This window comes from Nocardia sp. NPDC058705 (assembly GCF_042749305.1).
Classification (GTDB): Bacteria; Actinomycetota; Actinomycetes; order Mycobacteriales; family Mycobacteriaceae; genus Nocardia.
On record NZ_JBHYRN010000015.1, the window covers coordinates 89,606 to 102,719 of the forward strand.

The following is a 13,114-nucleotide window of genomic DNA, read 5'->3' on the forward strand; positions in this document are numbered from 1 at the left end:
TGACCCTACGAGGTCGTGGCGTCGACGGGTCCGATCGGGACCACCAGCGGGGTCGCGGTGACCGGGTCCTCGATCACCAACGCGTGCAGCCCGAACACCTGCGCCACAGTCTCCTCGGTGAGGACTTCGGCGGGCGTTCCGGCGGCGACCACGCGGCCCGCCCGCATCGCGACCAGCCGGTGGGCGTAGCGCGCGGCGAGATTCAGATCGTGCAGCACCATCACGACCGTGCGGCCGGCTTCGGTGTGCAGGCGCCGGACCAGGTCGAGGACCTCGATCTGGTGGGCGAGGTCGAGGAAGGTGGTGGGTTCGTCGAGCAGGAGCAGGTCGGTGTTCTGAGCCAGCGCCATCGAGATCCAGGCGCGCTGGCGTTGTCCGCCGGACAGTTCGTCGAGCGAGCGGTCGGCGAATTCGACCATGTCGGTCCAGGTCAGGGCCTCGGTGATGGCGGACTCGTCGTCCGGGGACCACTGGCGGTACCAGCGCTGGTGCGGGTGTCTGCCGCGGGCGACCAGGTCGGCGACAGTGAGACCCTCTGGGGCGAGCGGTGATTGGGGCAGGATGCCGAGTACCCGCGCCACGTCCTTGGTGGACATGCGGTCGATGCGTTTGCCGTCCAGGTGCACGTGGCCACCGGTGGGGCGCAGCAGCCGAGCCATCGCACGCAGGAGCGTGGATTTGCCGCACCCGTTGGGTCCGATCACCGCGGTGATGGTGCCGCCGGTGATCTCCAGGCTCAGGTTGTCGACCACGGTGGTCGCCCCGTAGCCGAGGGTCAGTTCGCTGGCACGCAACCGAACGGTCATGACACGCCCGCTTTCCCGGCGCGATTGCGCCGCATCAACAGATAGATCAGATAGGGCGCGCCGAGTACCGCGGTGATCACTCCGACGGGGAGTTCACCGGCGGGCAGCAGGGTGCGGGCGACGAGATCGGCGGTGACGGTGAACGCCGCGCCGAGCAGTGCCGAGGTCAGCAGCGGCGGTTGCGCCGAGCCGGTGAGCCGCAGCGCTACCTGCGGCACCGCGAGCGCGATGAAGATGATGGCGCCCGCCGACGCCGTGGCGACTCCGGCGAGCAGCACGGCCAGGACCAGCAGGAACAGGCGGGCGGCGTTGAGGCGCACGCCGAGTGAGCGGGCGGTGTCGTCGCCGAAGTGCAGTGCGCCGAGCAGGTGGGTGCTCGCCAGAACCACCGGCACCAGGACCACCAGGGCGATCGCGACCGGGGTCACCTGAGTCCAGCTGCTGCCGTTGAGGCTGCCGGTCAGCCAGGTCACCGCCCGCGTCGCGACATCGACCTCGCCGACGCTGAGCAGCCAGAACGTCACGCTGGACAGCAGCGAACCGGCGCCGAGACCGACGAGCACGAGTCGATACCCTTCGATGCCGCCACGCCAGGCCAGCAGGAAAACACCGAAAGCGGCGAGCAATCCGCCGAGCATGGACGCGACGGGCACCCCGATCTCGGCAGCGACACCGCTGAGCTGACCGCGGCTGCCGGTCAGCGCGATCACCGCGACAGCGGCGACGCTCGAACCCGCGGTGACGCCGAGAATATCGGGGCTGGACAACGGGTTTCGCGCGATCCCCTGGGTGATCGCACCCGACAACGCCAACGCCGCGCCGACCAGCGCACCGGTGAGAATCCGGGGCAGTCGCAGATCCCACACCACATAAGCGAGGCCGTCGTCACCACCACCGGTGAGCACCGCCACCACGTCCCACGGGGTGACCGGACCGCCATCGGGCATCGTGTAGGTGCCGAGCGCGAGGGCGACGCAGCTCGCGGCGACGAGGATCGCGAGGCCGACCAGTAGAACAGCGGTCGTGCGCAGTCGTAGTTGCCAGGACACCGGCCCCAGCCGGACCGCCCGGACGGTACTCATATGGTCACCAGCTTGCGGCGGCGGACCAGCACGATGAAGAACGGGGCGCCGACGAAGGCGAGCATGATGCCTGCCGGAAGTTCGCCCTTGTCCAGCACCAGCCGTCCCGCGATGTCGGCGGCCAGCACCATGACCACGCCGAGCAGTCCGGCCACGGGGACGAGCCAGCGGTAGTCGGGCCCGGTGATGCCACGGGCGAGGTGCGGAACGACGAGACCGACGAAACCGAGTGGTCCGGCGATCGCCACGACCGCACCGGTGAGCAGCACGATCGAGCCGATGCCGACGGTGCGGGCGAGGAAAACGCGATGGCCCAGTGCTTTTGCGGTGTCCTCGCCGAGGCCGAGCGCGTTGAGTGCGGAGGTGTTGGCCAGGGCGAGCACGATCCCGACGATGACGAAAGGTGTTGCCTTGCCCAACAAATCGAGGTTGGACCCGACGAGCGAGCCGGCCTTCCAGAAGCGGTAGATGTCGGTGACATCGGTGTCGAACAGCACCACCGCCGAGATCAAGCCCTGCAGCAGGTAGCTGACGGCGGCGCCCGCCAGGGCGAGCGTCACCGGGGTGGGTCCGCCGCGGCCCGTTGCGCCGATGACGAACACGGTGACGGTGGCGATCAGCGCCCCGGCGAAACCGAACCACACGTAACCGAACAGGCTCGTGATGCCGCCGACCATCACCGCCAGCACGATCCCGAGCGCCGCACCCTGGGTGATGCCGAGCAGCGCGGGGTCGGCCAGTGGGTTCCTGGTGTGGCCCTGGATCACGGCGCCCGCGACGCCGAGCGCGAGGCCGGCCAGGATCCCCAGCAGCGTGCGCGGCAGGCGGAGGCCGTTGACGATCGCGCCGGTCTCGGTATCGGTCGTGCCACCGAGGGCCTGCAGAACATCAAGGGGAGCAATGAATTTGGAGCCGATGGCCAGGCTCAGTAAGACGGCGGCGAGTACCGCGACCGCCAGTCCGGCGACGAGTAGCAACCGGCGAGCACGTGTGTTGGCGAACACGACTCCGGGCGGTGATGCAGGCACTGTTCCTACTTCATAGTTGGTAATTAGGTAAGGCTTCGCTACGTTAGCAACCCTGAGATCATCCGAACCACCCGGGAGCATTCGATGAACACCCCACCGATTCGCCGACTCGCCGCCGCCGCGGTAGTCGCCGCAGCCGTCTTGAGTCTGTCCGCGTGTGGCCAGGATCGGTCCGCCACCGATGCCGCAGGCAGCGATTGCGACACCGCGAGCAATCTCGACGGTGGCGCCTACCCGCGCACCATCGAGAAGGGCGCGGTCAGGGACAAGGCTGGCGTCGATGTCGGCACCACCGTCGACCCGGCCACCATCAGCACCCGGCCGGTCCGGGTCGCGGCCCTCGATCAGACGTTCGTCGACGCCGCCCTCGTGCTGAACACCGAACTGGTGGCGTACACGACCTACCAGTCCATGGGTGAGAAATTGCCCGCCTTCCTCGGCGCGGCCGCGCAGACCTGCGGCGGGCGCGCGGTCAACATCGGCAACCTGCAGACCCCCGATATCGAGAAGCTGGCCGGCGCCCGACCCGACCTGATCGTCTCGGCCAAGGTGCGCCACGAGAAGCAGTACGAGCAGTTCAAGGGCATCAAACTCGGTTCGGGCACCGTCCCGGTCGTGTTCAGCCAGACCACCGGCGCCACCTGGAAGGAAAACCTCCTGCTGCTCGCCAAGGCGGTCGACAAGGAGAACCTCGCCCAAGCCAAGCTCGCGGCCTACCAGGACCGCGCCGCCAAGATCGGCGCGGCGATCAAGGAGAAGAACGGCGGCACCGCCCCGACCGTGTCACTGCTGCGCTTCATGCCCAAGGAGGACCGGCTGATGCAGCGGGTCAGCTTCGTCGGCGACATCTTCGCCGACACCGGCCTGAACCAGCCCGACAAGTCCACCGACCCGAAAAACGACTTCTCGATCACCCTGAGCCCCGAGCGCCTCCTCGACGCCGACGCCGACTACATCTTCCTCACCAGCAACGGCGAGGACGCCGCCACCCAACGCAAGGCAGCCGCCGAAGCCAACCCACTGTGGAACCAGCTGCACGGCAAGGTAACCCCGGTCGACGACCTGGTCTGGCTCACCTCGGTAGGCCTCACCGGTGCACACTCCGTCCTCGACGACATCGCCGAGACCTTCCAGGTCGACCCGGCGAAGTAGCCGCCGACGGACACTGCGCCCGGATTCGCCTGCGCGAGAAGCGAGAACGCTGTTTGCTTCGAGCGCAGCGGGCGTCGATCATGACTGAATGAGCAAGCAGGTGGGGCCGCGCGGATGTCTGGTCGGACTGGGTTCGGTGGTTCTCATCTTCGTGGTCTTCGGTGTGGGCTTGCATCTCTTGGAGCGGTGGGAGAGGTCGGAACCGGCGGCCGCGGTCCCGCCGGACCTGTGCGCGGTGATCGGGCCGGAACTCTTCGAACGTGCGGTCCCGTTCGGGGAGCGGATGCCCGCAGCGAGCTATTCGGGTGACAGCGACGCGGCGTGTGAATTTCACACCGCGGACAACCATCCGATCGGCGTCGACGAATACGGGAACCTGAAGGTGCGGCTGTTGCGCTACGGACGGATCTGGTGGATCTCGGGAGCGGACCAAGCATCGAAGGCACTCGCCTCATGGTGCGACGGTTCGGCGATGATGGGCAGTTTCGTTCCCGGTGCCGGCTTGGGAGACGAGTCCTGTAACGCCGACGGTGACGACGGCGAGACCGCCGCGAGCTCCGTCGTGGTGCGCCGAGGCGCTGACCTGATCTGGGTCGACCACTATCGGCACCCCGCGTCGGCCTCGGACACCCGGCGCACAGTGCGCGAAGTGGTCGCGGCGACGCTCGCGGCCACTCGGTAGGCGAACGCCCTACACTCGGCGGGGTGGGTGAGCAGAAGCAGCGGATGCTGGCGGGGGAACTGTACAAAGACAACGATTCCGAACTGGTGGCCGAACGGCAACGGGCGCAACGGTTGTGCGACGAGTTCAATCGGACCGGGCCCGATGAAACCGGGCGGCGGACCGATTTGCTGGGTGATCTCCTTGGCAAGCTGGGGGAGGGGTCGTGGATCATGCCGCGGTTCCAGTGCGACTACGGGTATCTGATCGAGATCGGGGCGAACAGCTTCCTGAATTACGACGCGATCCTGCTGGATTGCGCGCCGATCACCATCGGCGACGACTGTTCGATCGGGCCCCGCGTGCAGTTGCTCACCGCGCTGCATCCGATGGAAGATCACGAAAAGCGCAGGCAGCGTTGGGAATCCGCGGCGCCGATCCGGATCGGGAACAACGCCTGGTTCGGTGGTGGGGTGATTGTGTGCCCCGGCGTGACGATCGGTGACGATGTGGTGGTCGGGGCGGGCAGTGTGGTGACGCGTGATCTGCCCGACCGGGTGTTCGCGGCGGGCAACCCGGCGCGGGTGATCAGGCAACTCTAGGTTTGCTGGTTACGCTGGTCGGCAGGCGCCGACCGGCGCACCACGACCAGAGGAGACCGCATGCGCCACGGCGAAGATCTGTCCCTCACCCACGTCATGCTGCTCGTGGGCGACCAGGACGAGGCTCTGACCTTCTATCGCGACCTGATCGGTTTGCAAGTCCGCACCGATATCCCGTTCGAAGGCAATCTGCGCTGGCTCACCGTCGGCCCGGTCGACCAGAAGCACCTGGAATTCGTGCTGGAAACCCCGGAAATGTCCCCCGACCCCGCGTACCGGGCAGCGGCGCAGGCCCGCATCGACAGCGGCGCCCAGTCCACGATCATCTTCGCGACCGACGACCTGGACGGCACCTTCACCCGCATCCGCGACGCGGGCGCCACCGTCGCCCAAGAGATCGTCAATCAGCAATACGGCCGCGACTGCGCGTTCCGCGACCCCTGGGGCAATCAGATCCGCTTCAACGCCCGCCAGAAGGGCTGACCCGGCGCAACACCGCGATCGGCAGGCGGCGCTCGGTCAGCTCACGGTAGGTGGCGAAGTCGGGATAGCCCGCGACGAGCACCGCCCACAGCCGCTCGTATTCGGCGTCGTCGGTGATCTCGCGCACGGCCACCGGCCAGGTGTCGCGCCCGAATTGCACCTCACCGGATTCGGCGGCGACCAGGTTCCGCCACCAGTTCGGCGCGCTCGGATTGCCGCCGTTGGATCCGCACACCACCAGGTCATCGCCGTCGCGGACAAGCATCAGGACAACCGATCGTGGCTGTCCTGATGTGCGCCCGACGACCGTGAGCCGGAAAATCGGCCTGCCCAGCCATTTTCCCGCGGGACCGCCGCCGAAACGCCGGTACATCCGTTCGTGCAGTCGTCCGGCACCGCGTGCCATGGCCGGTAATCGGGCGCTGATCAGGTTGGCGGCGCATCCGGTCGTGCTGAGCGCTGGTCGGGCACCTGACATCGGTAATCCCCCTTCATCGATGGTGAATCGACCGTATCGGTGTGCGCCGACAACCACATCCGCCCACGGTAGGAGCGCGTCGCCGGGTCGCGGCGGGGCGATTACCGCAATACTGTATTTCCATGGGTGAACCGATGGAGCAGGAAGCAACCCGGCCGCTGCGCGAGGACATCCGTTTCCTCGGCGGCATCCTGGGCGACACCATCCGCGACCACGAAGGTCCCGAGGTGTTCGACCTGATCGAGCGCGTACGCACCGAGGCATTCCGGGTGCGCCGCGAGGAGGTCGAGCGCAGTGCTGTCGCCGATATGCTCGACGGCACCCCCACCGAGGTCGCGATCCCGCTGATCCGCGCGTTCAGCTATTTCGTGCTGCTGGCCAACCTGGCCGAGGACATCCAGCGCGACCGTCGCCGCGCCGTGCACGTGGCCGCGGGGGAGCCGCCGCAGGATTCCTCCCTGGCCGCGACCTACGACAAGCTCGACGCGGCCGGACTCGATGGCACGACGGTGGCCGACCTGCTCACCGACGCGCTCGTCTCCCCGGTGATCACCGCGCATCCGACCGAAACCCGCAGGCGCACAGTCTTCGACGTGCAGTCCAAGATCACCGAACTCATGCGACTGCGTCGTCGGCTCGAACCCGGCGATCCCGGGCTGGCGGACTCGGAACTGCGGATCCGTCGCGAAGTACTCACCCTGTGGCGCACGGCGCTGATCCGGCTGGCGCGCTTGCGGATTCAGGACGAGATCTCGGTCGGCCTGCGCTACTACGACCTGACGCTCTACGACGTGATCCCCGCGATCAACGCCCAGGTGCGATCCGCGTTGCGTGAACGCTGGCCGACGGAAGACTTGCTTCCGCGCCCGATCCTGCGCCCCGGCTCCTGGATCGGCGGCGACCGTGACGGAAACCCGTTCGTCACAGCCGAAGTCGTGCACACCGCCGCCGAACAGGCCGCCGCCTACGCCTTCGGCCGCTACCTCGACGAGCTGGTCGAACTCGAGAAGACCCTGTCGCAATCGGCCCGGCTGGTGCAGGTGACGCCCCCGGTCGCCGAGCTCGCGGCCGCGGGCTATCCCGACCCCGGCCTGTTCGCCGACGAACCGTATCGCCGGGCGCTGCACGCGATTCGGGCCCGCCTCAGCGCCACCGCGGAGCTGGCACTCGGCGAACTGCCCGAACACGGATTCGCTTCCGATGTCGCCCCGTACCCGACCCCGCAGGCCGTCCTCGACGACCTCGACGCGATCGACGAATCCATGCGCGCCAGCGGCGACGGCCTGCTCGCCGACGACCGCCTCGCCGCCCTGCGCCACGCCATCGAAACCTTCGGCTTCCACCTGCAGGGCCTGGACATGCGCCAGAACTCCGAGGTGCACGAACAGGTCGTCACCGAACTGCTGGAGTGGTCGGGCGTGCACGCCGATTACCCGAGCCTGTCCGAAGACGAGCGTGTCGAGCTGCTGGCTACCGAATTGCGCACGCGCCGACCACTGCTGGGCCCCACCGCGCAGTTGAGCGAGCTCGCCACTAAAGAGCTCGGCGTGCTCGGCGCTGCCAAGGAGGTCATCGATACCTTCGGCGCGGCCGCGATCCCGAACTACATCATCAGCATGTGCACCTCGGTCAGCGACATGCTCGAAGCGGCCCTGCTGCTGAAGGAAGCGGGCATCCTCGATCCCGGCACCGCCGACGTCGCGCCGAGCTGCCCCGTCGGTATCGTCCCGCTGTTCGAAACCATCGAGGACCTGAGCGCCGGTGCGTCGACTCTCGCTGCGGTACTGGATGTTCCGGTGTATCGCGAGCTGGTCGAGGCCGCCGGCATGCGCCAGGAAGTGATGCTCGGCTACTCCGATTCGAACAAGGACGGCGGCTACCTCGCCGCGAACTGGGCGCTCTATCGCGCCGAACTCGACCTGGTGGAGGTCGCCAGGAAGTCGGGCATCCGGTTGCGGCTGTTCCACGGTCGCGGCGGCACCGTCGGTCGCGGTGGTGGTCGCAGCTACGACGCCATCCTGGCCCAGCCCGCCGGTGCGGTGCAGGGCTCGCTGCGCCTCACCGAACAGGGCGAGGTGATCGCCGCGAAGTACTCCGAATCCGGTGCGGCACACCGTAATCTGGAATCACTGATCGCAGGCACCCTGGAGTCGACACTCTTGGATGTGGAGGGTCTCGGCGATGACGCCGAACCCGCTTATGAACTCCTCGACGACCTCGCCGCCCGCGCCCGCGCCGCCTACGCGAACCTCGTGCACGACACCCCCGGCTTCGTCGAATACTTCCGCGAGTCCACCCCGGTCGCCGAGGTCGGCGACCTCAATATCGGCAGCCGCCCCGCCTCCCGCAAACCCACCAACTCGGTATCCGACCTACGCGCCATCCCCTGGGTGATGGCGTGGAGCCAGGCCAGGGTCATGCTGCCCGGCTGGTACGGCACCGGCACCGCCCTCGAGGACTGGGTCGGCGACGATCCAGCTCGCCTCGCCCGCCTCACCGACCTCTACCAGCGCTGGCCGTTCTTCAACACCGTGCTCTCGAACCTGGCCCAGGTGATGGCCAAGAGCGACCTCGACATCGCCGCCCGCTACGCCGAACTCGTCACCGACGAAACCCTACGGGCGAAGATCTTCGCGATGATCACCGACGAACACGCCCGCACCATCCGCATGTACAAGGCGGTCACCGGCCACACCGAACTCCTCAGCGACAACCCGTCACTGGCCGAATCGATCCACAACCGCTTCCCCTACCTGGAGCCACTGAACCAACTCCAGGTCGACCTGCTCGCCCGGCTGCGCGGCGGCGACGATTCCGAACTGGTGAAGCGAGGCATCCTGCTCACCATGAACGGCCTCGCCACCGCGCTGCGCAACTCGGGTTAGTCGCCTAGAGGCAGACGCTGATGGTGATCGGTCCGACCGGGATACCGGTGCAGATCGACACCGAGCCGACGACCGGCTGCGCGGGGGCGGCCGACGCGGTTCCCGCACCGATCGCGGTGACGGACAGCGCCAGGGCGGCGACGGCGAGCGGGCGGGCGAACTTGGCGAACATAGGCGCAATCCTCGGGTAGAGCGGGGCGAACACCCCCGTGCGGGGGCGTCCCCATCTCAACACGCACGCGCCGACGACGTCCACGACATCGCGGGAATCGCGGTGGCTCAGTCGGTTACGACGGCGATCGCATCGATCTCGACCAGCATCTCCGCACGCGGCAGACCGGTGAAAACCGTCGTGCGCGAGGGGAGCACGCCGTTGCTGGTGTGCTTTGTGACGAACTCGCCGTACGCCTCGTTCATGATCGCGAAGTCCTCGCGCTTGGTGAGGTAGACGCGCAGCATCATCACATCGTCGAAGGTGGCACCGGAGGCGTCGATGATCGCCTTGACGTTCATCAGGGTGCGGGTGGTCTGGGCGGCGACATCGCCGGGGTGTAGGTACTCGTTGGTCTCGGGATCCACCGGGCCCTGACCGGACACCTGCACGAACGGGCCTTTGCGCACGCCCTGGGAGAAGGTGTGGGCGGGTGCCGGGGCGTCGGAGGTGCGCACGGCGGTCTTGTCGGACATGTGGTTCAGCCTTTCCTCGCGGTGACGTCTCGGCGGGGGTCCCAGCCGAGCTCGGTGGAGATGGCGTCGGCAGTCGCCCTGACCTGCGGCAACAATGCCAGCACCTGATCATGGTCGAGCAGCACGTCGGGCACCGAGACCGACACGGCGGCGACCACGGAACCGATCCCGTCGCGCACGCCGACACCGATGCAGTTGACGAAGCTCTCGTGTTCCTCGTGATCCTCGGCGAACCCCTGCGCGGCGACGAGATCCAGTTCGGCCAGATACTGCTCGGGGGTGCGCAGGGTGCGGGTGGTGAAGGGGTGGTAGTCCAATCGTGCTGCCACAGCGGGCCATTCGCTGTGCGGCAGCGCGGCGACGAGCACCTTGCCGACCGCGGTGCAGTGCAGGGGCGCCGGCCTGCCGATGCGCGAATACATCCGCACCGCCTGTTCGGCGTCGACCTTGTCGATGTAGACGGCGTCGCCGGATTCGTAGGCGGCCAGGTGCACGGTTTGCCCGGTAGCCGCGCCCAGTTTCCTCAGATACGGGCGGGCGACGGTGCGCACATCACGGTTCTCCAGTGCGCGACTTGCCAATTCGAACATCCTGGTGCCGAGCGAATAGCGGTGGGCGTTGTCGTGTACGACGAACCGATCGGCCTGCATGGTCTGGAGCAATCGCAGGACTGTCGACTTGTGCACGCCGAGCCGGACCGCCAACTCGTCGAGCGACTGCGAATTCTCGCCGAGAGCAATGAGAATGGACAGGGCTCGCGACACGCTTTGACTCATGTGCTGATCGTTTCATTGAGCGCGGCGGGATAGTGCAGCCCGGCCCAGCTGTCGTCCGAGAGCCCGGCTAGACGTCGAAGATCTTGTGACGGTGGCAGTTTCGCCGAATCACCGGCGGCGGTGAGCGCGGCCGCGGCACACAGGTGGCCATATCGCAGGCGGGTACGCAGGTCGGCGCCGTGTAGCAGTGCGGCGAGGTAGCCACCGGCGAAAGCGTCACCGGCGCCGATGCGTTCGGTGATCTCGAGGGTCAGCGCGGGTACCTCGATCGAGGACGCGCCGTCGAAGCCGGTGACACTGTGCTTGTCGTTCTTGACGATCAGCTGGGCGGGTTCGGGGAACAGGGCGCGCAGAGCGGTCGGGTCGCCGGTGCCGAAGATCTCCTCGGCCTCGTCGGCGCCGAGGAACACCACGTCGGCGCCGCGAATGTGCGCGTCGAGTTCGTCGGCGGCCTCATCGATGCGTGAACCCCACACTGCCGGACGGTAATTCAGGTCGAAGCTGACGAGGCCTTGTCGGGGTCGCGCCAGCAGCGCGCGGGTGAGTTCGGTCGCCGACTCCGAGAGCGCCGGGGTGATGCCGGTGAAGTGCACGAGATCGGCGCCGTCGAGCAGGGCGGCTCGCTCCGTGAGGTCGGCGGGGGACAGCGCACTGGCCGCCGAACCCGTGCGGTAGTAGTGCATCCGGCTGGCATCGGCGCCGAGATCGTTGGCGGCACCGGAACCCGCGCCCCGCTCCTTGACGTAGAGGCCCGTAGGCCGCGTCGGATCGACCGCGACCGCCGAGACGTCGACCCCCTGCGCACCGAGCTCGGCCGTCAGATACCGACCGAATCCGTCGTCGCCGACCCGCGACAGCCACGCCGCCGACACGTCGAGCTGGGCCAGCACCACGGCCACATTGGCCTCCGCGCCGCCCGCCCCGCGATCGAACTGCGCGGACTGTTCCAGGGGCCCCGCACCCGCGATCAGCACGGCCAGACCCTCGCCGACAGTGACCGCCCTGGGCTGGTCGTTTGTTGCGTAGATCACCTTATTTGCCCTTTCGTGCTTGCGGTCACTGCCCTCTGCATGCACAATAACGAGCAGAAACATTCAGTGCAACCACCGTTGCATACTGTGCAATGTTTATCGGATATGGCTGATCGGACCGTCACCCCGGGTTCGGTCGAGGAGGAAGGGATGGCTGTGATCATCGACAACGACGTCGTGGATGCCCTCGCCGACGAGTTGCTCGGACCCCACGACAAGAGCGCGCCGCCCGCGGAGTGGGGGCACACCGTGCGCGAATATCTGGCCGGCGCACCGGGTCTGGATCAGTGGCAGACGCCGTTGCTCACCCTCGATCGCGGCAGGCTCGATGCGAACCGCGACCTCATGGCCGAGTGGACCGCGACGGCGGGCGTCTCGCTCGCCCCGCACGGCAAGACGACGATGGCGCCGCAGCTGTGGCGCGAACAGCTCGTGGCCGGGTCGTGGGGGATCACCCTGGCCACCGCCTGGCAGGCGCAACTCGCGCGGTCGTTCGGTGTCGGCCGGATCATGCTCGCCAATACGCTGATCGACCCGGTCGGATTGGCCTGGGCCGCAGCGGAATCGGCGCGTCACCCCGACTTCGAGTTGTACTGCTGGGCTGACGGTGTCGCCACCGTCGAACTGATGGACAAGATCCTGCGCGAGACCGTCGCGGGCCCACGTGTGCGAGTGCTGGTCGAACTGGGTGGGCCGCACGGTCGCACCGGTGCGCGGACCCGTGCCGAAGCGCATGCGGTGGCCGCCGCCATCGGCGCGAGTGAGCGTTTGAGTCTGGCCGGTGTCGCGGGGTACGAAGGGGCGTTGGCTCACGATCGCAGCACCGAGGGTGTCGCGGCGGTGCGCGGCTATCTGCGCGAGCTGGCCGCATTGCACACCGAACTCGTTGCGGCGGGCGCTTATTCGGGTCCTGCGGTCGTCACCGCAGGCGGCAGTGCCTATCCCGAACTCGTCGTCGACGAACTCGCCGGGCTCGCCGGCGTGTCCACCACCGTGGTCCTGCGCAGCGGTGCCTACCTCGTCCACGATGACGGCTTCTACGCGGGAATCTCCCCGCTCGCCGCGCCCGCGACCGAACCCGGCCTTCGGTCGGCCATGCACGGCTGGGCCCGCGTGGTCTCCCGGCCCGAACCGGAACTGGCCCTGCTCGACGGCGGCAAACGCGACTTCCCCTTCGACGAGGGTCTACCGGTGCCCCAACTCGTCCTCGGCGGCACCCTCCCGCCGAATGCTGTGGTGACCGCGCTCAACGATCAGCACACTTTCCTGCGCATGCCCGGTGCCGATCTGGGTGATCTTCCGGTCGGTTCCGTTGTGCGCCTGGGCCTCTCGCACCCCTGCACCGCGTTCGACAAGTGGCGCCGCATCCCGGTGATCGACGATGCCGACACGACCGACCCGCGCGTGGTCGACCTGATCCGCACCTACTTCTGACGGATGACC

General features: G+C 67.8%; 14 protein-coding genes. 6 read left to right on the forward strand and 8 right to left on the reverse strand.

Features of this window, described 5'->3' with window-relative positions; all coding sequences use genetic code 11:
- Positions 1 to 5: 5 nt before the first annotated feature.
- From ACFW6D_RS18705 to ACFW6D_RS18715, 3 genes are read right to left on the reverse strand one after another with little or no spacing between them, the layout of a single operon-like run.
- Positions 6 to 806 carry an ABC transporter ATP-binding protein gene (locus ACFW6D_RS18705; protein WP_379329704.1) on the reverse strand — a complete coding sequence of 267 codons (801 nt, stop codon included), beginning with the start codon at positions 804 to 806 and terminating at the stop codon, positions 6 to 8.
- Complete coding sequence (locus ACFW6D_RS18710; protein WP_379329706.1) at positions 803 to 1,888, reverse strand: FecCD family ABC transporter permease; 1,086 nt, start codon at positions 1,886 to 1,888, stop codon at positions 803 to 805. Before ACFW6D_RS18710 ends, ACFW6D_RS18705 begins: the two co-directional genes overlap by 4 nt.
- The gene (locus tag ACFW6D_RS18715) at positions 1,885 to 2,892 is read right to left on the reverse strand and encodes a FecCD family ABC transporter permease (protein ID WP_379329708.1); all 1,008 of its coding nucleotides are present in this window, start codon (positions 2,890 to 2,892) and stop codon (positions 1,885 to 1,887) included. Before ACFW6D_RS18715 ends, ACFW6D_RS18710 begins: the two co-directional genes overlap by 4 nt.
- Positions 2,893 to 3,000: 108 nt before the next feature.
- Here ACFW6D_RS18715 and ACFW6D_RS18720 point away from each other — a divergent pair, with 108 nt between their 5' ends.
- The 4 genes from ACFW6D_RS18720 to ACFW6D_RS18735 all read left to right on the forward strand — a co-directional run bounded on the left by ACFW6D_RS18720 (position 3,001) and on the right by ACFW6D_RS18735 (position 5,814).
- Complete coding sequence (locus ACFW6D_RS18720) at positions 3,001 to 4,068, forward strand: ABC transporter substrate-binding protein (RefSeq protein ID WP_379329710.1); 1,068 nt, start codon at positions 3,001 to 3,003, stop codon at positions 4,066 to 4,068.
- 88 nt (positions 4,069 to 4,156) lie between these two features.
- A complete protein-coding gene (locus ACFW6D_RS18725) occupies positions 4,157 to 4,750 on the forward strand; it encodes a hypothetical protein (protein WP_379329712.1) in 594 nt (197 codons plus the stop codon).
- Between the two features lie 44 nt (positions 4,751 to 4,794).
- On the forward strand, positions 4,795 to 5,331 hold the full coding sequence (locus tag ACFW6D_RS18730) for a sugar O-acetyltransferase (RefSeq protein WP_379329825.1): 537 nt from the start codon (positions 4,795 to 4,797) through the stop codon (positions 5,329 to 5,331).
- A 60-nt stretch (positions 5,332 to 5,391) separates the two neighbouring features.
- Positions 5,392 to 5,814: a VOC family protein gene (locus tag ACFW6D_RS18735; protein ID WP_379235296.1), complete on the forward strand. Its 423-nt coding sequence runs from the start codon at positions 5,392 to 5,394 to the stop codon at positions 5,812 to 5,814.
- Here ACFW6D_RS18735 and ACFW6D_RS18740 read toward each other — a convergent pair.
- Positions 5,792 to 6,292 (reverse strand): nitroreductase/quinone reductase family protein, encoded by a 501-nt coding sequence (locus tag ACFW6D_RS18740; protein WP_379329714.1) that lies wholly within the window; start codon positions 6,290 to 6,292, stop codon positions 5,792 to 5,794. The genes ACFW6D_RS18735 and ACFW6D_RS18740 overlap by 23 nt on opposite strands.
- Positions 6,293 to 6,414: 122 nt before the next feature.
- Here ACFW6D_RS18740 and ppc point away from each other — a divergent pair, with 122 nt between their 5' ends.
- Positions 6,415 to 9,177, forward strand: coding sequence for a phosphoenolpyruvate carboxylase (gene ppc, locus ACFW6D_RS18745; protein WP_379329716.1), 2,763 nt, complete (start codon positions 6,415 to 6,417; stop codon positions 9,175 to 9,177).
- Positions 9,178 to 9,181: 4 nt separating this feature from the next.
- On the opposite strand, the gene ACFW6D_RS18750 is transcribed toward ppc, so the two are convergent.
- From ACFW6D_RS18750 to ACFW6D_RS18765, 4 genes are all read right to left on the reverse strand, one after another.
- Positions 9,182 to 9,349, reverse strand: a complete 168-nt coding sequence (locus ACFW6D_RS18750; protein WP_379235302.1) for a hypothetical protein — start codon at positions 9,347 to 9,349, stop codon at positions 9,182 to 9,184.
- A gap of 107 nt (positions 9,350 to 9,456) precedes the next feature.
- A complete protein-coding gene (locus ACFW6D_RS18755) occupies positions 9,457 to 9,864 on the reverse strand; it encodes a RidA family protein (RefSeq protein WP_379329718.1) in 408 nt (135 codons plus the stop codon).
- Positions 9,865 to 9,869: 5 nt separating this feature from the next.
- A complete protein-coding gene (locus ACFW6D_RS18760; RefSeq protein WP_379329720.1) occupies positions 9,870 to 10,640 on the reverse strand; it encodes an IclR family transcriptional regulator in 771 nt (256 codons plus the stop codon).
- Positions 10,637 to 11,671 (reverse strand): sugar kinase, encoded by a 1,035-nt coding sequence (locus ACFW6D_RS18765; protein ID WP_379329722.1) that lies wholly within the window; start codon positions 11,669 to 11,671, stop codon positions 10,637 to 10,639. Before ACFW6D_RS18765 ends, ACFW6D_RS18760 begins: the two co-directional genes overlap by 4 nt.
- Before the next feature lie 150 nt (positions 11,672 to 11,821).
- Between ACFW6D_RS18765 and ACFW6D_RS18770 the strand changes: the two genes are divergently transcribed.
- Positions 11,822 to 13,105, forward strand: coding sequence for an amino acid deaminase (locus tag ACFW6D_RS18770; protein WP_379329724.1), 1,284 nt, complete (start codon positions 11,822 to 11,824; stop codon positions 13,103 to 13,105).
- Positions 13,106 to 13,114 lie beyond the last annotated feature (9 nt).